At 50.9% G+C, this 20,560-nt stretch carries 16 protein-coding genes, 4 tRNA genes and 2 pseudogenes; 10 read left to right on the top strand and 12 right to left on the bottom strand.

Annotated elements, in window-relative coordinates; all coding sequences use genetic code 11:
- Positions 1–46: 46 nt before the first annotated feature.
- Together ABLV78_RS08895 and ABLV78_RS08890 are read right to left on the bottom strand one after the other, a co-directional pair.
- Entirely contained in the window at positions 47–226 is a 180-nt protein-coding gene (locus ABLV78_RS08895; RefSeq protein WP_045390229.1) for a YodC family protein, read from the bottom strand.
- A 76-nt stretch (positions 227–302) separates the two neighbouring features.
- A complete protein-coding gene (locus ABLV78_RS08890; protein WP_045390227.1) occupies positions 303–1,214 on the bottom strand; it encodes a DUF808 family protein in 912 nt (303 codons plus the stop codon).
- Positions 1,215–1,397: 183 nt separating this feature from the next.
- Between ABLV78_RS08890 and yedA the strand changes: the two genes are divergently transcribed.
- Positions 1,398–2,309 (top strand): drug/metabolite exporter YedA, encoded by a 912-nt coding sequence (yedA, locus tag ABLV78_RS08885; RefSeq protein ID WP_045390224.1) that lies wholly within the window; start codon positions 1,398–1,400, stop codon positions 2,307–2,309.
- Here yedA and ABLV78_RS08880 read toward each other — a convergent pair.
- From ABLV78_RS08880 to drpB, 4 genes are read right to left on the bottom strand one after another with little or no spacing between them, the layout of a single operon-like run.
- Positions 2,284–2,769 (bottom strand): very short patch repair endonuclease, encoded by a 486-nt coding sequence (locus tag ABLV78_RS08880; RefSeq protein WP_045390221.1) that lies wholly within the window; start codon positions 2,767–2,769, stop codon positions 2,284–2,286. The two genes, yedA and ABLV78_RS08880, sit on opposite strands and share 26 nt — an antisense overlap.
- Positions 2,750–4,174: a DNA cytosine methyltransferase gene (locus tag ABLV78_RS08875; protein WP_047045510.1), complete on the bottom strand. Its 1,425-nt coding sequence runs from the start codon at positions 4,172–4,174 to the stop codon at positions 2,750–2,752. The genes ABLV78_RS08880 and ABLV78_RS08875 overlap by 20 nt, the downstream gene beginning before the upstream one ends.
- A 57-nt stretch (positions 4,175–4,231) precedes the next feature.
- Positions 4,232–4,927, bottom strand: coding sequence for a phosphohydrolase (locus tag ABLV78_RS08870; protein WP_045390215.1), 696 nt, complete (start codon positions 4,925–4,927; stop codon positions 4,232–4,234).
- Positions 4,928–4,969: 42 nt separating this feature from the next.
- Entirely contained in the window at positions 4,970–5,251 is a 282-nt protein-coding gene (drpB, locus tag ABLV78_RS08865; protein ID WP_045390212.1) for a cell division protein DrpB, read from the bottom strand.
- Between the two features lie 545 nt (positions 5,252–5,796).
- On the opposite strand from drpB, the pseudogene ompC reads away from it, so the two are divergent.
- Positions 5,797–6,939, top strand: a pseudogene (ompC, locus tag ABLV78_RS08860) (porin OmpC).
- Between the two features lie 1,127 nt (positions 6,940–8,066).
- Positions 8,067–9,815, top strand: a complete 1,749-nt coding sequence (locus tag ABLV78_RS08855; RefSeq protein ID WP_047045506.1) for a glycosyltransferase — start codon at positions 8,067–8,069, stop codon at positions 9,813–9,815.
- Positions 9,816–10,461: 646 nt separating this feature from the next.
- Here ABLV78_RS08855 and ABLV78_RS08850 read toward each other — a convergent pair.
- Positions 10,462–10,551 (bottom strand) — tRNA-Ser (locus ABLV78_RS08850).
- Between the two features lie 90 nt (positions 10,552–10,641).
- Between ABLV78_RS08850 and mtfA the strand changes: the two genes are divergently transcribed.
- A complete protein-coding gene (gene mtfA, locus ABLV78_RS08845; RefSeq protein ID WP_161801904.1) occupies positions 10,642–11,442 on the top strand; it encodes a DgsA anti-repressor MtfA in 801 nt (266 codons plus the stop codon).
- A 100-nt stretch (positions 11,443–11,542) separates the two neighbouring features.
- Positions 11,543–11,618, top strand: a tRNA-Asn gene (locus ABLV78_RS08840).
- A 52-nt stretch (positions 11,619–11,670) separates the two neighbouring features.
- On the opposite strand, the gene ldtA is transcribed toward ABLV78_RS08840, so the two are convergent.
- The 3 genes from ldtA to nac all read right to left on the bottom strand — a co-directional run bounded on the left by ldtA (position 11,671) and on the right by nac (position 14,663).
- On the bottom strand, positions 11,671–12,612 hold the full coding sequence (ldtA, locus tag ABLV78_RS08835; protein WP_045390203.1) for a L,D-transpeptidase LdtA: 942 nt from the start codon (positions 12,610–12,612) through the stop codon (positions 11,671–11,673).
- 76 nt (positions 12,613–12,688) lie between these two features.
- Entirely contained in the window at positions 12,689–13,639 is a 951-nt protein-coding gene (gene cbl, locus ABLV78_RS08830) for an HTH-type transcriptional regulator Cbl (protein WP_045390486.1), read from the bottom strand.
- A 106-nt stretch (positions 13,640–13,745) separates the two neighbouring features.
- Positions 13,746–14,663 (bottom strand): nitrogen assimilation transcriptional regulator NAC, encoded by a 918-nt coding sequence (gene nac, locus ABLV78_RS08825; RefSeq protein WP_045390201.1) that lies wholly within the window; start codon positions 14,661–14,663, stop codon positions 13,746–13,748.
- Positions 14,664–14,977: 314 nt separating this feature from the next.
- Here nac and ABLV78_RS08820 point away from each other — a divergent pair.
- From ABLV78_RS08820 to ABLV78_RS08810, 3 genes are all read left to right on the top strand, one after another.
- Positions 14,978–15,053, top strand: a tRNA-Asn gene (locus tag ABLV78_RS08820).
- 117 nt (positions 15,054–15,170) lie between these two features.
- Positions 15,171–15,884, top strand: a complete 714-nt coding sequence (locus tag ABLV78_RS08815) for a 4'-phosphopantetheinyl transferase family protein (protein WP_047047269.1) — start codon at positions 15,171–15,173, stop codon at positions 15,882–15,884.
- A gap of 78 nt (positions 15,885–15,962) precedes the next feature.
- Positions 15,963–16,895, top strand: coding sequence for a nucleoside recognition domain-containing protein (locus ABLV78_RS08810; protein ID WP_072058229.1), 933 nt, complete (start codon positions 15,963–15,965; stop codon positions 16,893–16,895).
- Here ABLV78_RS08810 and ABLV78_RS08805 read toward each other — a convergent pair.
- A pseudogene (locus ABLV78_RS08805) lies at positions 16,806–18,312 on the bottom strand (alpha/beta hydrolase). The gene ABLV78_RS08810 and the pseudogene ABLV78_RS08805 overlap by 90 nt on opposite strands.
- A 148-nt stretch (positions 18,313–18,460) precedes the next feature.
- On the opposite strand from ABLV78_RS08805, the gene ABLV78_RS08800 reads away from it, so the two are divergent.
- Both ABLV78_RS08800 and ABLV78_RS08795 read left to right on the top strand, forming a co-directional pair.
- The gene (locus ABLV78_RS08800) at positions 18,461–18,700 is read left to right on the top strand and encodes a histidine kinase (RefSeq protein WP_045390193.1); all 240 of its coding nucleotides are present in this window, start codon (positions 18,461–18,463) and stop codon (positions 18,698–18,700) included.
- A 128-nt stretch (positions 18,701–18,828) separates the two neighbouring features.
- Positions 18,829–20,283, top strand: a complete 1,455-nt coding sequence (locus ABLV78_RS08795; RefSeq protein ID WP_045390191.1) for an AMP nucleosidase — start codon at positions 18,829–18,831, stop codon at positions 20,281–20,283.
- Between the two features lie 92 nt (positions 20,284–20,375).
- On the opposite strand, the gene ABLV78_RS08790 is transcribed toward ABLV78_RS08795, so the two are convergent.
- A tRNA-Asn gene (locus ABLV78_RS08790) sits at positions 20,376–20,451 on the bottom strand.
- Between the last annotated feature and the right edge of the window lie 109 nt (positions 20,452–20,560).

Here is a 20,560-nt window from a genome sequence, read left to right as displayed (position 1 = left end):
AACGTAATCAATATAAAAAGCGCCCGCACCAGCGGGCGCTGCACATCTAATTATGCTGCGAACGTTGCCCTTCGCCGCGGACCAGCTCATCTTCACGGAAGGCTTCACGCTGTACGACGTGACCGTCATACCACCGGCACTCCACCATGTCGCCGGCGATGCCGGTGACGACCATTCGCGGCCCGCCGCTTTTCCGTCTGACTTCATCACTGACCAACAAGACCATTTTTGCCTCCGGTATCAGGGAGAAACAGTTTCACCTTAGACGACGCCGGCCCATCTTGCGTAACCGGCGCTGGGATTTATTTCGCGTTACCGCGCAATGCGGTTATCGCTTTTACGACGCCAAAGACGATAGCGCCAATGATAAATCCTAGCACCAGATTAGCGACCACAGGCATTATGGATGCCAGTATACCGCTCAGCCCATGGGCAAGATTTTCGATGAAATGATGCAGCGGCGCTACGCCGTGAACCACGATACCGCCGCCAACCAGAAACATCGCCAGGGTACCGACGAAAGTCAGAATTTTCATCAACCGCGGCGCGATGGCCAGGAGAGCTTTTCCTATCCATTGTGCCAGTACGCTTTTTTTCTCTACCAGCCAATAGCCCATGTCATCCAGCTTGACGATGACGCCCACCAGGCCGTAAACCCCAACGGTCACGAGGATGGCGATACCGGATAAAATCAGGATCTGATTAAGCAATGGCGCATCAGCCACAATACCCAGGGTTATCGCGACGATTTCGGCTGATAAGATAAAATCGGTACGGATCGCTCCTTTTACTTTATCGCGTTCAAAGGCCTGCGGATCCTGGGCTGCGAGCGTTTCCAGACGCTGCTGACGCAGTTTCGGGTCTTCCTTATTCTTACGCGCATGCAGGTTATGCAGCACTTTTTCAAAACCTTCAAAGCAGAGAAAAGCGCCGCCGAGCATCAAAAGCGGCGTAATAGCCCAGGGAATAAATGCGCTGATGAGTAACGCCAGCGGCACCAGAATCACTTTATTCAGAAACGAGCCTTTTGCTACCCCCCATACTACCGGGAGCTCGCGGTTGGCCCTTACGCCAGTGACCTGCTGCGCATTGAGAGAAAGATCATCGCCCAGTACGCCAGCCGTTTTCTTGGCCGCCAGTTTTCCCATGACGGAGATATCGTCCAGCAGCGTGGCAATATCGTCCAATAAGGTTAAAAGACTACTTCCTGCCAAAATGTACTTCCTTCAATTTCTGTTTATGAAACATAGAGTATGAGGCAAAAGCGCCCTCTCGCCCAGAGATGTCACTAGTCAACAAAAAAATAACAAAAAAATCACATTGAAAGCGCTCGCCAGCACGTTAGTTTTCACGTTAACTATATGTCCCCTTTCTATCTTTTTTCGTCGTGAGGAAGTATGTCTACCCGTCAACTGTTACCCCTAATCGGCGCGCTGTTTGCGCTGTATATCATTTGGGGTTCAACCTATTTTGCTATCGCGATTGGCGTCGCCAGTTGGCCGCCGTTGATGATGGCCGGGATCCGCTTTCTCTCTGCCGGGGGCGTGTTGCTCATCTATTTGTTGGCCACCGGCCATAAACTCCCGGCCCGCCGGCCGCTACTTAATGCTGCACTGATAGGTATCCTGTTGCTCGCCGTCGGTAATGGCTTCGTCACCCTTGCAGAACATCAGCATGTACCATCAGGTATCGCTGCGGTAATGGTCGCCACCGTACCGCTGTTTACGCTCTGTTTCAGCCGTTTTTTTGGCATTGCCACACGCAAGCTGGAATGGTTCGGTATCGCGATCGGCCTGGCGGGAATTGTGATGCTCAATAGCGGCGGCAACCTCAGCGGCAACCCCTGGGGTGCATTGCTGATTCTGATTGGTTCCCTGAGCTGGGCGTTTGGCTCGGTTTACGGTTCGCGTATTGAATTACCAACCGGGATGATGGCTGGAGCGATTGAAATGCTGGCGGCAGGGATTGTGCTGTCTGCGGCATCGGGGCTCTCGGGGGAGAAACTCACTCAAATGCCGTCCTGGTCCGGTATTTTTGCTGTTGCTTATCTGGCCATTTTTGGCTCGCTTATTGCCATTAACGCCTATATGTATCTGATACGTAACGTAACGCCGGCGGTTGCTACCAGCTATGCCTATGTAAACCCGGTTGTCGCCGTGCTACTGGGAACCGGGTTTGGCGGCGAAAGTCTCTCCTTGATCGAATGGCTGGCGCTGGCGGTGATTATTTTCGCGGTCGTGTTGGTGACGCTGGGTAAATATCTCTTCCCTGCCCGTTCAACCGTTACGCCTTGTCAATCGGATCGATAATACCGATGCCGTGAGTGTCGATCTGCGCGCAATCCCCGCCGCCGCAGATCCACTCCTCCAGACGCTCGTTTAGGGCTTCATCGCTTAATTTCAGCCTCCCGCGGAGCGCGCACTCCCAGACAATAAGCACCCGCCAACCTTGTTCTACCAACAGCGCCAGGTCGCGGCGATCGCGCTGCACGTTAGCACCAATCTTTTTTAGCCAAAAATCGGTGCGCGTCGCCGGTACTTTAAACAGATAGCAGTGGTGATGATGCCAAAAGCAGCCGTGGGTGAAGATAACACAGCGGTAGTCAGGCAGCAGAAAATCAGGCCGCCCAGGAAGCGATGCCGCCTGAACGCTAAAAGTGAACCCGGCCTGCGTCAGTAGCGCCGCCAGCCGCTTCTCAATAGCCGTATCGCGGGTAGCGATAGCGCGCATATTTTTACTACGCGTGGCCTTATCGTGAACGTCCGCCATCGCTCTCTCCGGCAACACGTTGCTTTACCGCGACGGCAATTCGCGGCGCCAGCAGCTTCGCCACCGCGGCAAACACCGGAACAATCACCGAGTTGCCAAACTGGCGATAGGCCTGAGTATCGGAAACCGGAATACGAAAACGGTGCTCTCCCGGCGCTTCGAATCCCATCAACCTTGCGCATTCACGCGGCGTTAAGCGCCGCGGGCGACGCAGTTGATTCTGAGGATCGTCAAAATGCTTTTCGCCTAATGCCTTATCCCAACCGCGATCCACCAGGATCTCAGCGCCATCTTTGTAGTAGCGAGCAGAGAGCGTTCGCGCGACGCTGCCTGGATGAGTCGGGTCGACCAGACCGTAGCCAAAACCGTTGCCACGCGCCTGATGTTTACGCGCGTACCGGTAAAGATACTTCCACAGAACCGGCGTCAGGATGAATTTAGCATCGACGGTCGGATCTAATAACTCACCGAAGGTTGGCCGCTGCGGCGGATACAAACTGGCGATATCGCGCAGCGTAAATCCTTCATGCAACTGTAAGTCACGACGGAAACCCACCAGCACAATACGCTCGCGGTGCTGCGGCAGGAAATGACGCCCATCGATAACTTTGGGATCCTCGGCGCCTGCATGATCGGCATCCGCCACCTCATAGCCAAGCTCATCCAGCGTTTGCATGATAATGCGGAAGGTTCTTCCTTGATCGTGACTTTTCAGATTCTTGACGTTTTCCAGCACGAAGATCGGCGGACGGCGGGCGGCAATAATTCTGACGACATCAAAAAACAGTGTTCCCTGAGTTTCACAGGCAAAACCATGGGCGCGTCCCATGGCATTTTTCTTTGATACCCCGGCGAGGGAAAAGGGCTGGCAGGGGAAGCCCGCCAGCAGCACATCATGTTGCGGGATCGCCTCGCGGATAGACTTCGCCGCCTCTTCATCACTGATATCGCTGCGCTGGCTGAGAGTGATTTCGCGGATATCGGCGTTAAAGCTGTGCTCCTGTGGATCGCAATACCAGTTAGCTTTATAGGTACGAACAGCGTGTTTATTCCACTCGCTGGTAAATACGCACTGCCCGCCAATAGCTTCAAAGCCGTGGCGAATGCCGCCGATGCCGGCGAAGAGATCGATAAAACGAAACGCATAGTCGGGATGATGGCGCGGCGGAATCGGTAAAAGGCTCGCCAGATGCGCACACTCCGCGTTCGTCAACCGGCTTGCCGCACGGCTCACCGTCGCCACCCGTTTGACTATCGCCGGGCTCCAGTGCTGATCGCCAACAGCAACCAGCTGTGCAACCAGGGTTTTGACATCATATATCGTCATCAGCTGGCGCAATAACGCCTGCGCGTGTTCCCCTGCCGGCTCAGACAGGAGCTTTTCTTTTGGTAAATTTTGCGGCATAACCTCAACCAGCACGGACAATTTTTGCAGAGAGTACCACAAATAGTCGCAACGGATTTAAACCGCAGGCGCAAAGCGGCGCAAAACCGCCTCATCCAACGACAGAGGGTTGCCGCGCAGTTCGGCGCTCAGCTTCGCCATAAATTGCACCAGAAATTGGGCATTATGCACCGCCAGCGCTCTCCCCTGCTCCGTTTGCATGGTCTCAGGCAGGCGTAGCAATTTACTCTGAAAATGGTCGAGGGCATATTTCTTGTCATCAAGATCGCGCTGATCAGCAAAGGGGTCGTCAGCATCAAACAAAATAGTGTTCAACGCGCCGGAAACAGCAAAGACACGAGCCAGGCCAATCGCGCCCAGAGCCTCCAGACGATCTGCATCTTGCACAATTTTCGCCTCTACGCTTTGCGGTAATATAGCCGCACTAAAGCTATGCGCTTCAATAGCATGCATAACCGCAGGATAACGGTCGGCGGGAAAGTCGGGGAAAGCGCTTTGCAGGATAGACCGCGTTTTTTCTGCCGCCATCCGTGAGGACTGATGACGTTGAGGGTGATTTTTAGCCAGGCTGACAATATCGTGAAAGTAGCAGGCCGTCAGGATAACCAACTGGTCAGCGTCGCTATCGCCGACCAGTTGCTGCGCGGTACTCCAGACACGGCGAAAGTGAGATATATCATGAGCCGCATCTTCCTGCGCATGATGCGCATTTAACCAGTTTTCAAATCGTTGTTGCCATTCAGCTAATAACATGAGCTTTTCCTGATGCCTGGACCCGCTGTGAGCATAGCAACTTTAATCGTGCTGTTCATGTCCCTGAATTTGGGGACGCGTGTACCAGGCTATCGCCCCAAGGATGGACCCCACACCTCCCAGCACCAAGAAACCCAGTAGCGCGCCAATCCATTTGCCTGCCGTTGAACCCAATTCACCATCAATGCTGGCGCCGGGAATGCTTTGAATACGCCCCACTATCCACCAGTACCGCACCATCGCCCATACAAAGTAACCGCAAAAGGCGTAAAAAGCCCATAACGCCAGCTTTCCACCGGGGCTCCGTTTCGCTTTAGTGTCCATTAAATCCTTCTCCATACGTCAACCACTGCGCATGATCTCCAATCACACAGTTGTGATGTGTGTCACATTATACAATTATCGTGCTTATCTGGAAGCATGAGTATGGTGTGAGCGCTTTCGGCCACCCGCGAACGCAGGATTGGGGCGCTCTCTATATACTACGGATGTGGTCATGCTTTTAAATAAGACGATTTGATGAAATGTAGCGCCATTAATTATAAAGCAACATTATTCCAAATATAATTTATCAATATATAATCTGTCATATTTTATATTATTTACAATGCAAATGTTATTTCAAGAGATAATTTAAAGAACATTAATATCAACAAGAAAAATAAAACACCAATAAACCACAGAAATATTAATCACCCAAAGAATAAAAAATACATATATTGAATATAAAATAAATATTTTGAAATATTTTAATATACTTTTATTACATTTTTTATTTAATTAAAAATGAACTTAAGCGGCTAGTATCAATTCGTCATTCCACAGGGAATTAGACAATTCATATTAATTATGATTAAAGGGAATACATAATGAAAAGAAAAGTATTGGCTATTATGCTGCCGGCGTTATTAGCAGCAGGCGCGGCGCACTCTGCGGAAATTTATAACAAAAACGGCAACAAGCTTGACCTCTACGGAAAAGTTGACGGTCTGCACTATTTCTCTGACGATGCTTCTGAAGATGGCGACCAAACCTACGCGCGTTTAGGCGTGAAAGGCGAAACGCAGATCAACGATCAGCTGACCGGCTACGGCCAGTGGGAATACAATATTCAGGCGAACACCACTGAAGGTGAAGGCGCTAACTCCTGGACCCGTCTGGGCTTCGCGGGTCTGAAATTTGCTGACTACGGTTCTCTGGACTACGGCCGTAACTACGGCGTTATCTATGATGTCGAAGCGTGGACCGACGTACTGCCGGAATTCGGCGGCGACAGCTACACCCAAACTGACGTCTTCATGCTTGGCCGTACCAACGGCGTGGCGACCTATCGTAACAGCGATTTCTTCGGCCTGGTTGATGGTCTGAGCTTTGCTCTGCAGTATCAGGGTAATAACGAAAACGCTGGCTCCGGCGAAGGCACCAATAACGGCGGTGATCGTAAACTGGCCCGTGAAAATGGCGACGGTTTCGGTATCTCCTCTTCCTACGATCTCGGCATGGGCATCAGCTTCGGCGCGGCGTATGCTTCTTCTGACCGTACCAACAATCAGGTGGCCGCAGCGGCCAACAGCGCTTACGCCGGCGGCGATAAAGCCGATGCCTGGACCGTGGGCGCGAAATACGATGCTAACAACATCTACCTGGCCGCAATGTACGCGGAAACCCGCAACATGACTTCCTTCGGTAAATCCACCAGCAATCTTGGCGGCGGTATTGCCAACAAGACGCAGAACTTCGAAGTTGTTGCCCAGTATCAGTTCGACGATTTCGGTTTACCGCTGCGTCCATCCGTCGCTTATCTGCAATCTAAAGGTAAAGACCTGTACAACAGCGGCGACAAAGACCTGGTTAAATACGTTGATGTGGGTATGACTTACTACTTCAACAAAAACATGTCCACCTACGTTGATTAGAAAATCAACCTGCTGGACGAAGACGACTACTTCTATCGCGCTAACGGCATCGCGACTGATGACGTAGTCGCGCTGGGCCTGGTCTACCAGTTCTAAGAGCCCCGCATCACCAAAGCCTGCCACGGGCAGGCTTTTTTCGTTTTTAGCAGTCAGCCGATCGCGGCATCGGCATACATCCAGCCATTGAAGTCATTTAAACTTTCGTCCTGGAAATGGCTCCAGCCCCCACGGTTCAGGAAAGCGGGAGATTTGCTCCCCCAATAAAGTTGCCCCTAATCCGCTGTTCAGAACCTATTCTAACGACATAAAAATCAGCTAATTAATAATTTTACTATATTACATTGATTTTACATCCAGCAATATTGGGTTGGCATACGGCTCTTATGAACTATCTGGCAAAATGATTGGCACGATCGGACAGTATTTTCTCGCCCCTGCACTGATGATTATCCGGCAACTCTTCTATTCGATTGCTGGCTGGCTCTCTCCTCTCGCCCCCTACATCTCCCACGATTTCTGCACCGGGATGGAATACCCCTACAAAAATGATCGTTTTGACCGATCGATTTAACAAAATCGATCTGTCATAACAATTATCCACACGAAAAATACGCCTTTAAAATATCCCCTTCACAGGGAAGAACATTTTGTGACTCTTAAACAGGTAATAACCGGGCTGGTTTACGGCGTGAAAGTTATGTCGTGTCGCATCACAACACGTTAAACCTGTTATGAAGAGCATGACTACAGCAGGCTTAGCTGTCTGATATGCATTGATTGAAAAAACGACAAATTGGTATAATTGCAAAGTGAAATTATTTAAATGTAAACACTGCATGCGCTGCGGTAAAAAGCTAGGGTTCTTCGAAAGATTAATGGCTGAGAAAGATTATCTCTGCGATGCGTGTTGTTCTAAAGTAAGCAAATACATGTATGACAAGAGACAATAAGTTTCCAACCGCAAGGCAGGAAAACGACTCAAATTCGCATGGATAAGTCTTATGATATGTAAAATCTCATGACCCGTGAACAAAGTAATGGGGTTCGTTTTCTCTTACAATTGCGACATCAATAGCGACCAATACGGATGGTCAATAATATTGATCAGGTTTGCCATTTGGTTGCGATAGCCAGGTACTAGTATTGTAAACAATCATCTCGGTTAGTTGTTAACCGTCCATTTCAATTTTTTATCGCGCTTTAAATAATCAAAAAGAGGAATAATGGAAACAGCAAAATGCTTACAGCGGTTGGTTATGCCAAACGCCAGGTTTGGGGCTTCTGAAAGCATGTACATCAGAGGGAGCCTTTTTTCATTTTCGGGAAATATCATTACCATATTTCCCGGAGGGAAAATTTCTTTTGATACCTATTACAATGGTTTTTCCACTATTCTCTGGAAAGAAAAATGCGGAATACACGATCTCGCGTTCAATGCATCAGGCACTGGGTTAGCCAAAATCAGCGCGATGCTCATTACAGAAGAAAATTCAAAATATGAGCTAGCATCGGCGACCGTGGCACTGGATAACCTCACTCGAGAAATATTCACCCTGGATTTGGGCAACACTCTCAATCGAGGCATTATATATATTGAAATAATTCCGATAGATGGAATTGTCTCCCTTAATAGCGGGGAATGGTTTACCAAACAGTCTCCCCGCAGAGAGGTTAAGCTTGGGATATCAATTACACATTTTGATAGAAAAAAATACGTTATCCCATCAATGATGAGAATAAAGCGAGAAATATTAGAAGATGATAACTATCGCGGACTAATTGATTTTACTGTTATTGATAACTCCAATAATATAACAGCTAATGAGGCTAATGGAATTAAGGTCATTCCAAATAAAAATACCGGAGGTGCGGGTGGATTTATGAGAGGCCTACTTCATTACATTGATGAAGGTGATTTCACCCATACATTATTCATGGATGATGATGCAAGTTGTGAAGCTGAATGCATTAAAAAGACATACTCGATATTGAGTTATGCGTTAAACGACAATGCTGCAGTTTCTGGTTCGTTATTCGCAGGTGCGCGCCCCGACTCTTTAGTTGAGAAGGGAGCATTTTTTGATAGGGTATGTCATCCTATTTACTCAGGGTGGCGATTAAATGATGTGGAATCCCTGGTAAAAACAGAAACTCTAATACAATTCCCTAATTATGGCGCGTGGTGGTTCTTTGCATTCCCGATAAATCACGTCAAGAGTTTTGCATTTCCTTTTTTTGTTCGCGGTGATGATATCTTATTCGGCATGATGAACGATTTTGATATATTAACAACAAATGGCATTGCTTGTTACGCGGAGGAAGATTTCTCCTCTAAGACCTCACCGTTGACCGCCTACCTTGATACGCGAAATCATCTCGTGAATATGTTATATTTTGGCCGACCAGTTAAAGACATAATTGGTACATATATTTCATTTCATCTAAAAAGCCTGCTTGCTCATCAATATGGTAGTGCAGCCGCCATCAACCTGGCTTTCAAACATGTTTATGGCGCTCCCGATTTTTGGGAAAATAATGCAGACATGAAGGATGTTCGAGAAGAATTAAACTCTATTACTTTTAATGAAAAAATGAAACCGATATCTCCTCCAGATAATAGTGTAGAGTTTAAGTGTAATTTCGAAAAAAAATCACGGCGATTTTTCAGAATTATTACGTTAAATGGATTTCTGGCGCCTTCAAAAAACAAAATTATTTATCAGGAAAAAACATCAGGCGTGTCGCTGAGACAGATTTTTAGGTACAAGAAGATCTTTTATTACGATCGAAGCACTAAAAATGGTTATATTGCTGAAGCATCAAAAAAACAGCAGGCCTTAGGGTTTATCAAGATACTCTTTAATACCTTAAAGATAATTATTACATCAAAAGCACAGCGAAAAAAATATTCAGAAGTGACTTGCAAGCTCACAACAGAAGGGTTCTGGAGAAAGATACTTCTTCGCCAATAAATACTCTTTCTCTCTTATTCGAGTGAATCCTATCCCGTAAGAAAAGAGTTTTTATTCTTACTGGCTATCAACGCATCAGATCTTTTTATAGTTGCAGGAGTTGAAGTATCAACAAACTGCAACTTTTTAATGTAATCCATTCACCCCGTCAAGCTGACTATACACGCTAGCATGTTTACGATGGTAAATTCAGTGAATCGATTTTATGCAGAATAATCATCACCGCACTACACATGAAGAGGCTCTGTTACGTAAATTATCGCTCAAGTCGTGTAGTGACAAGATGAGTTCATGACCACGTTTTTACCGGTGGGTGGCTGACAACTTACCGGCCCTGACATTTTATGAGCCTGCGGGCAAACCAGTTCCCTATTCTGAAGCCTTTTAGGGTTGCCTGGTCGCGATACTTCTTACAACTGCTATTTGTGTGAAATTCACGCGAAGTTAAACAACTTTCTGCGGTGATAAAACAGAGCGTCAGGTACGGGTTTATGACCGCAAATTGACCGTTTCGCCGACACTGGAGCAACCGATTTTCGAGGATTCAGAAGATGATGATTGATAAAAATATAGCGACGGAATATACCAACAGTATACCAAGTGTGATGGATGTCGTTGAAGGGATTTGGCGTAAGTGATTGAATAGTGGCGGAGAGAGGGGGATTTGAACCCCCGGTAGAGTTGCCCCTACTCCGGTTTTCGAGACCGGTCCGTTCAGCCGCTCCGGCATCTCTCCGCTGTTGAGGTTGCTATAATGCCAGGTTCTTTGGCATTTTAATAGCTCCAGTCCCTTAAATTGAGTTCAAGTGACGACTTTGCGAGCGATATGATGTTTAAATGGCCGTGGAAAGCAGAAGAACAGACAGGCAATGGCGAAATCCCATGGGAACAAGCGGTTGCCATTCCGGTTTTAGCGAACCTCACTCAACAGGAACAGCAGCAGCTGTGCCAAATGGCGGCACGTTTTTTACAGCAAAAACGTCTGGTGCCGTTACAGGGATTTGAGTTAACCCCCCTGCACAGCGCGCGTATCGCACTCCTCTTTTGCCTGCCTGTACTGGAACTTGGCCTTGAATGGTTAGATGGCTTCCATGAAGTCTTGATCTATCCTGCCCCCTTTGTCGTCGATGACGAATGGGAAGATGACATCGGCCTGGTACATAATCAACGCGTTGTCCAATCCGGCCAAAGCTGGCAACAGGGCCCCATTATCCTTAACTGGTTAGATATTCAGGACTCTTTCGACGCCTCCGGCTTTAATCTGGTGGTACATGAGGTCGCGCACAAACTGGATTCACGCAACGGCGACCGCGCCAGCGGCGTTCCTTTTATCCCTCTGCGAGAAGTGGCTGGCTGGGAACACGATCTGCATGCGGCGATGAACAACATACAGGATGAGATCGATTTGGTCGGCGAAAGCGCCGCCAGCATTGATGCTTATGCGGCAACCGATCCGGCTGAGTGCTTTGCAGTGCTATCTGAATATTTCTTTAGCGCCCCAGAGCTTTTCGCCCCCCGTTTCCCGGCGCTATGGCAGCGGTTCTGTCAGTTCTATCGTCAAGATCCGCTACAGCGTTTACGAGAAAACGATCTGCTGGATGAAGACGACGTGCGGATTGTTCATTAAAAGCTCGCTTTGAATTAAACTTAGCCATTCGAATCAGTTGCTTAAATTTAGCGTTGACACAAAAATGCGAGGCCAGTAGTATGCGCCTCGTTCACACGATTCCTCTGTAGTTCAGTCGGTAGAACGGCGGACTGTTAATCCGTATGTCACTGGTTCGAGTCCAGTCAGAGGAGCCAAATTTAAAAAGCCTGCTTTCGAGCAGGCTTTTTGCTTTTTAACGTTCATGGCTTAAAAACTGGCTTCCCCCGCTGAACTGCTAATATTCACCGGCATCCCGGATCGCCGCTGTAGTGCATAATCCGCACGACCGACGTTTACACCCGCTCCCTGCACAAACTCGCGTATTGCCGGGGTATACGGCAGCGGCACTTTGCGGTCTGACTCAAATTCCGAACGATTACGCGACAATGGTTCATGAACTTCCAGCCAGCGGCTGCCGTCCGGCTCGGTAGTGTACTTCACCGGCTGATCGATTATCTGTACTCGCGTGCCGACCGGCACATTATCGAACAGGTATTTAATGTCATCGTTGCGCAGGCGAATACAACCCTGGCTCACCCGCAGGCCAATGCCAAAATTGGCGTTGGTACCATGAATGGCATACAGCCTGCCGATATAGATAGCATATAGCCCCATCGGATTATCTGGCCCGGGGGGCACCATCGCCGGCAGGGTTTTACCTTCTTTGGCGTACTCACGACGGGTATTCGCCGTCGGTACCCAGGTAGGTCCTTCCTGTTTACGTTCCACCGTCGTCACCCAGTTGCGCGGCGTTTCACGCCCCGCCTGGCCAATACCGATCGGCAGCACCTCGACGGTAGTGCCCTCGGGCGGATAATAATAAAGCCGCATCTCGGCGACGTTGATTACGATACCGCTCCGTACGGTGGCAGGCAGGATCAATTGCTGCGGGATAATCAACGAACTACCGGATTTAGGCAAATAGACATCGACGCCGGGGTTAGCCTCCAGCATGTTGCTGAGCCCCTGCCCGTACTGCGCGGCAAAGGTTTCCAGCGGCTGGGTGTTACGCTCGGGCACGCTAATTTTAATCGGGCTGCCAACCAGACGACTCCCTTCCGGCGGTAACGGATAACTTACCGCCAACGCGCTGTAGCTGGCCAACATCATCACCAGAGAGCAAAGCAACTTCATACGCCGCACCATCATTTTCCCTTCCTCAGTCGCGACTCACGTGAATGAATTATAGCTGCTTTGACGCCTCCCGCTGGCCTGCTGCCCGCACTCAGATTTGATAATCGATAGCCACTTCCTCCGGCTCCATCGCCTGGCGTTTAATCTCATCCAATGACAACCCGGCATTGCACAGTTCAATGAAACGCCAGACATAGTTACGCTGTAACTGACCGCGTTTTAACCCCAACCAAACGGTATTAGCATCAAAGAGATGGCGTGTTTCCAGACGGGTAAAGGTATCCGCTTCGCGAGCATCGCCGGATTGCTCCGCCACCAGCCCCACGCCCAAGCCCAGCTCCACGTATGTTTTAATGACATCGGAATCCTGAGCGCTGAGAACGATATCCGGCATCAGCCCTTTACGGGTGAAGGCTTCATCAATACGCGAACGTCCGGTGATCCCCTGCCGATAGGTAATTAACGGCCAGCGTGCAATAGCCTCAAGCGTCAGCGGCGTAACCTCAATCAGCGGATGATCTTTTGGCACTAACAAACTGTGATGCCAGCGGAACCAGGGGAATGCCACCAGCGTCGGATCGTTACTTAAGCGCTCGCTGGCGATACCAATATCCGCCCCGCCGTTGTGCAGCAGCGCTTCGATTTCCTGCGGCGTCCCTTGCACTAACTCCAGCCGCACGTCGGGGAACAGTTCGCGAAAAGCTTTAATCACCGGAGGCAGGCTATAGCGTGCCTGAGTATGCGTGGTGGCAATGGTTAATACGCCTGAAGCGTCGTTGGTAAAAAGGTCAGCCAGTCGGCGGACATTGCTGGCTTCGTTGAGGATCCTTTCGGCAATAGAGAGCAGCGCTTTGCCAGGTTCGGTCATCCCCAGCAGACGCTTACCACGACGGATAAAGATTTCTATCCCCAACTCTTCTTCCAGCTCACGAATATGGCGGCTGACGCCAGATTGCGAGGTGTACAGCATGTTAGCAACCTCCGTCAGGTTGTAATCCCGACGGGCCGCCTCACGAATAATTTTAAGTTGCTGGAAATTCACCTTTTCCCCCAGGTCTTCAGACATAACATGATGTCTATTGTTAAAGTCTGTTTACCCGGCAAACAAATAATAAAAACCAGCAACTTATTCCTTAAAAGAATATAACCTAACTGACCAGCTGTAATTCACGATTCTCCAGGGACGGACGACTGACCAGCGACAGCAGGATATCTTTGACGGCCTGTGCTTGAGGAGATAAGCCGCCACGTGCCGAGGTATTCAGTGATAACGACAGACTCATCGACGGCGTGCTGATGCGCGCCATCCAGCCATTAGCCGTAGCACACAGCGCGCGCGCCGCCGATTCCGGCAATACGGTAACGCCCATTCCACTAGCGATTGCCGCAGTTAATGTGGTGATGGATTCGATCTCGCCAATCACTTTTGCCGACAGGCGGCGTAAAGTGAAAGCTTCGGTGACCCGGGCGCAAACGGCGCTATAGTCGCGCGGTAAAAACAGGCTCATTTCCGCGACGGCTGAAAGGTCAACGCTTTGCCCCGGACAGTTTTGCGTACCGACCAGATACAAATCCTCTTTCAGCAGCGGCTGGCTGACCACTCCCGCCACCGGCGAACGCTCATACAGCACCGCCATGTCCAGCTGACCGCCAAGCAGCTTGTCATTCAATACGCTGCCGCTGCATTCCTGCAGATATACGTTCACCTCGGGAAGTTCATTACGCACCGTTTGCAACAGCGGCATGGTGATCGCCGAAGCCGCAGTTCCCGGCGCAAGGCCAATTGCCACCTGCCCGCTCAGCGTCTGGCCAACGTTATGTACCGCCAGATGCGCCTGTTCACACTGACGTAAAATGGTCCGCGCGTGGGTATAGAGAATCTTCCCCGCTTCCGTTGGCGTGACGCCTCGCTTGGTGCGGATCAACAGTTTCTGCTCCAGTTCACCTTCCAGGGTCGCTACCTGCTGGCTCAGCGCCGGTTGTGCGATGTGCAAGACTTCAGCGGCCTGGGTCAGACTGCCGATATCGACGATTTTCACAAAATACTTCAGTCGTCTTAAGTTCATTTTGCCTCCTGTAAGGGAATGCCACTACTGGCCATTAAGTTACAGGTATTTTGCAAGATGCTTGCCAGGTTTTACGTCGCGGCGTCATCACCCTGCTGGTGCGGCAAAATAAGGGTTTGTGATAATACTGGTGGCTTCCATGAGCGCATGATATGCCCCATTAGGGGTATAAATGCACCATCACGGTGCATTTCGGCATGATTTATCATAAAAGGCTTTTGATTGTTGAAATTGTCAGCAGTCGCACGCTTTATGGCGATTCAGCCTTTGACAACACCGTCAGTCATCGATAATATGCGCCCCGTTCACACGATTCCTCTGTAGTTCAGTCGGTAGAACGGCGGACTGTTAATCCGTATGTCACTGGTTCGAGTCCAGTCAGAGGAGCCAAATTTAGAAAAGCCTGCCTTCGAGCAGGCTTTTTGCTTTATATTTCACACAACTCTTCTGCTTCGTTCATCACCTGCGCTATGGTAGCGCCATACTGGTTTTTCCTGATGAGTCTGCATGTTTATCGTTACCAACAGCTTTCACGATCTCCCCTTTATTCAGCACGCCGAATACGGCTATCTTCGTGCTGACCCGGCGTTGAAATTTTGTCGGGTACGTTTCGCCAGATCGCAACTACAGGACGCTCTTTTTAGCCAGTACGCCATCCCGCTTCCTCCTTCTCTTACTGGCGCCGTCGCAAAACGGAAAGCCGAATATCTGGCCGGGCGCTACTGTGCGCACTATTTGCTGCAACAATCAGGTTGTTTCAAACCGGTGTTAACCGCTACGGATCGTGCGCCAATTTGGCCGGCAGGCTGGCGAGGAAGCGTCTCGCACAGCGAAGATATTGCCATCGCGGTGGTTAGCGCCGAGGACGACGGTCTATATCCCGGGGTCGATATCGAGCATCTGCAACCGGGGATCATGCTGGAAAGCGCCGATATGTTTGTCTCGAGACCGGAACAGACGCTGCTTTCCTGTTGTGGTCTGGATAAGGAGTGGGCGCTGCTGCTGGCTTTCTCGGCCAAAGAAAGCCTGTTCAAAGCGCTTTATCCGCGCGTACAGCAGATGTTTGATTTCGATGCCGCCGCCATGGTTGCACTCGACCCGGCAAATCAGCGTTTCACATTGCGCCTTAATAAAATCCTCAGCGACGAGTTGCCCGCAGGTAGCCAGTTCAGCGGCGAATACCACTTCCGTGAAGGCACTGTTCTTACCTGTCTACGCTAACACACGAAAGCATGTTCATTTTGCCCCTTCAGGATTATGATGGCGCTAACTATTTGACCTGCATACAGTGATAGATAAATGGATGTCATCGGCATCATTATGTCAGCGGGAAAATCCTCCGTCGACGTAGCGCTTTATACCTTGTTACCCATTATGGTCGTCATGCTGATCATAATGAAATATCTCGAAGTCCGTGGAATTCTCGACATCATCGTGCGCTGGCTGGCGCCGCTGCTTAAGCCCTTTGGACTGACCGGCATGAGCGCCTTCGCGCTGATTCAGATAAATTTCGTCAGCTTTGCCGCCCCACTCGCCACGCTGGCGATTATGGATAAACGCGGCGTCTCTGACCGTCAAATGGCCGCCACCCTGGCGATGGTCTTCGCCATGGGCCAGGGCAATGTATTCTATCCCTTAACGCCGTTCGGCCTGCACTGGCTGGCCGCGATCGCCATTTCTATTATCGGCGGACTCTGCGCCGCAGCGGTTTGCTGGTACGCAACCGGGCGTAAGTTGTCAATTGTCGAGAGCAGCCGGGCAGAAGCGCTCCCGGAAAGCGAACAAAATAATCACGGGCTGATTGCGGTCATCAATAGCGCCGGCGCCGACGCTATCCGCCTGGCGCTTGGCGCCGTGCCGATGCTAATTTTATCATTGACTATCGTCGGACTGATGCAGGCGGCTGGCGTCATCGAGATGCTGCAGCGCGTACTGATGCCGCTGCTGCTATGGCTACATATCCCCGAAAACTTCGTCCTACCCGCGCTGGTGAAATGCGTGGCGGGCGGTACCGCCTATTTTGGGGTTATCTCCGAGCTGGCGCAGCAGGGTAAAGTGACGCTCAGCCAAATTAACGCCTCCGCAGGGATCCTCATCCAGACCTTCGACCTACCCGGCATCGGCATTTTCCTTGGCGTCAGCTCAAGATTTGTGCGTCTTTTCCGCTTCGTCGCCCCTGCCGCCCTCATCGGTATTGCGCTGCGGACGGTACTGCACATCCTGTGGTTCTGAGAACGACGGCAGACGCTGATTGATCCGCTGCAGCAGATAGGGGAAAAACGGGTTAGAAGTAGCGCGCATTAACGTATCAAGGCCGACGCTCAGCGTCGCGGTCTCGCCGCGTAGCGAAATGGTGCCAAGGCTAATACCGCTAAGGTTTTTCTCCGTCGGCTCGCGGCCATACAGCGAATCGGTGATGGGGAATGGCACCGCAATATGCGAAAGCGAGTACATATCCTGCGGCCAGGCCAGATGCAGCGCCTGCGTTCTCTCTGCGGTTTGCTCCGCCAGCGTCAGGCGCGCGACGGTATCGAGGGTGTGCTCAGTCGCGTTCGTCACGATAGTCGTAGAGTACGGACGCGGCGCCGGAGGTAACAAGGTATTCACCGCTGAGTAGGTCGCCGGGCGAAACAGCGCCCGCAGGTTCGCCGCCTGATTAATATCGAAAATCACCAGTTCGCTGCCGTTGTCCGGCAAATAGCGGTACAACGAATCAACCACCGCCCGGGTGCTGACTGTAGAATCAATCACCGATTGAAAGGTTAACACCGGGGCGAGAGAGGTTAAGCGTTGGCTCTGCGCCGCCGCAAGAATCTGTTTTTGCAAGGCCTGGGTCAGCAACCACGACTGGCGCGCCGCCTTAACCGGAAAGGAATTGTACTTATAGGGGTTAAACTCCGGAACGACATTTAGCCACGCCGCACGCGCAAAGGCGGGAAACACCGAGGGTAGCCCGGCAAGTCCTGCGAAACGGGCAAAAGCGGTTACGCCAATCATCGGCGATAACAGTATTATCTGCTGCGGCCTGACCAGCGATTTATCGGTCAGTTCATCGAGCGCATACTTCAGCGCCAACGCGCCGCCGTTAGAATATCCCACCAGATGCAGCGGCACATCCCCACCGGCAAGTCGCGTCGCTTCCCGAACCGCCAGGCGCGTTGTCGCCAGCCACTGTTGCCAATCAACGTGGGTTAATGCGCCCGGGGCGGTACCGTGGCCGGGTAAGCGCGGCGCCACTGCAATAAACCCCTGCCGTTGATACTCTTCCGCCAGATAGCGCACGCTGTAGGGGGAGTCGGTTAAACCATGCAGTAGCACCACCGCACCACGCGGTTTGCCAGATGGCAATAGTATAAAGGAGCGATTCCAGTCAGGCTTAAAGCGTGGTGGATAGACCAGGCTGTCGCGATAAAAGCGGTTTATCGGCGTTTTGTCAGCGGCAGGCAGTTGGTCACTGACCTCACGCCGCAAATCGGCGAAAATCTCATCTTCCCGTTTGAGATAGCTGGCAAAACTGGCGCGGTCGATTTCATCAGCGGTCATCTCATCGCCAGACCAGGTATGCCGCCGCTGCCAGCGTTTTTTTCGCTAGCGAGACTATTCTTAATCCAGAATGATTCAGAAACTTGTTAAGCCGCATCAAAGCCATAAGCGTTATTTGCCTGTCCCGCTGCATCGCAGAGTTAAGATTTAACAACGTGAGCTAAACGTAAATTAAACCAATGGGTAGTTTCAGTTGTCTTTAAAGCGATAACACGTCAATTATCATGCCGAGTGTATCAAGCCAGGGTGAAAAAATGGAATGGTGGGTAAAAAAAGTACGGAAAAATTCATCTCCAGCAAGAACTTGCGTGGTTCTACAGAGCGGTCAGATCGTGGTGATTGCTGAAATCGAAAGCCGATGCAAACTGCAGGAAGGCGATAAGTTAACGCCTGGTCCTAATGCGCTTTATTACATCAACAATAACAGCGCGGCGACCTTAAGAGTGATAAGCGCAAGTAATTTTAGCGCCGAACGCTGGGCACAGACTGCCTGACCCTGCGCGGCTAAGCTTTTATTATCAACGCGTTTGAATATTTACCCGGGACAGTAATTTTCCTTCGCCATTTTCACGCTGTAGCATACTATCGACAGTATCAGCAGACCTGAAACAAGGAGCGAATGATGAACCAGAAGGCCGTCAGTCTGACCCCGGAGCAGGCGCTTTCCCAGCTGGAAGCGCAGTATGAAAGAGCGGTTAACGCGTTGCGTAAGGCCATTGGCGAGTACATTCACCACAATATCCTTCCTGATGAAATAGCCCGTGCTGAAGGCTTATTCGTCTATCCTCAACTGTCTGTTTCATGGGATGGCGCCGAGCACAAAGCCTTAAAAACCCGTGCCTGGGGGCGATTCACCCATTCGGGCTGCTACACCACCACCATTACTAACCCAAAACTCTTTCGCGCTTACCTGCTGGAACAATTAACTCTGCTGTATCAGGATTACGGCGCGCATATTAGCGTTGGCCATTCGCAGCACGAAATTCCCTTTCCTTACGTGATTGATGGCTCAGCCCTGACGCTGGATCGCTCAATGAGCGCTGGATTAACACGTTATTTTCCAACCACCGAACTGTCGCAGATTGGCGATGAAACCGCCGATGGTCTGTTCCACGCTACCGAGTATTATCCGCTGTCGCATTTTGACGCCCGCCGCGTCGATTTTTCGCTGGCACGTCTGAAGCATTATACCGGCACGCCGGTTGAGCACTTCCAGCCGTATGTATTGTTTACCAACTACACTCGTTACGTCGATGAGTTCGTCAGCTGGGGCTGTAGCCAGATCCTCGATCCGGATAGCCCGTACATTGCCCTCTCCTGCGCAGGCGGGATTTGGATCACCGCCGACACGGAGGCCCCGGAAGAGGCGATTTCCGATCTGGCGTGGAAAAAGCACCAGATGCCGGCCTGGCACCTGATCACTAACGACGGTCAGGGCATTACGTTGATCAACATCGGCGTCGGCCCGGCGAATGCAAAAAATATTTGCGATCACCTCGCGGTGCTGCGTCCTGACGTCTGGCTGATGATTGGCCACTGTGGCGGCCTGCGTGAGAGCCAGTCGATAGGCGACTACGTGCTCGCGCACGCCTATTTACGTGATGACCACGTGCTGGATGCGGTGCTGCCGCCGGATATTCCCATCCCGAGCATCGCCGAAGTGCAGCGCGCGCTGTATGACGCCACTAAACAGGTTAGCGGCATGCCGGGCGAAGAGGTCAAACAGCGTCTGCGTACCGGTACGGTGGTGACGACCGATGACCGCAACTGGGAGTTACGTTATTCCGCCTCGGCGCTGCGCTTTAATCTCAGTCGGGCGGTGGCTATTGATATGGAAAGCGCCACTATTGCCGCACAGGGCTACCGTTTCCGCGTTCCTTACGGCACGCTGCTGTGCGTCTCCGATAAACCGCTGCACGGTGAAATCAAACTGCCGGGACAAGCGAACCGCTTTTACGAAGGGGCGATTTCCGAGCATCTGCAGATAGGGATCCGCGCCATCGATCTGCTGCGCGCCGAGGGCGACCACATGCACTCCCGCAAGCTGCGTACCTTCAACGAACCGCCGTTCCGTTAATCCCAGGCGAGCCCTGCGCGCTATGTGCGCAGGGAAAAATTGTATGGATGCAGAAAAGCAAAAAGCCTGCTCGAAAGCAGGCTTTTTAAATTTGGCTCCTCTGACTGGACTCGAACCAGTGACATACGGATTAACAGTCCGCCGTTCTACCGACTGAACTACAGAGGAATCGTGTGAACGGGGCGAATATTAGCGAGCACGCTCAGCCATGTCAAAGATGTTTTTTATAATGGCGATCGTTTGCCTATTTATTCCTCACTTCGTCTAAAAAGTAACG

The sequence above is a fragment of the Klebsiella sp. CN_Kp075 genome (genome assembly GCF_040065055.2).
Taxonomy (GTDB): Bacteria; Pseudomonadota; Gammaproteobacteria; order Enterobacterales; family Enterobacteriaceae; genus Klebsiella; species Klebsiella aerogenes.
This window is presented reverse-complemented; position numbering and strand designations above follow the sequence as displayed.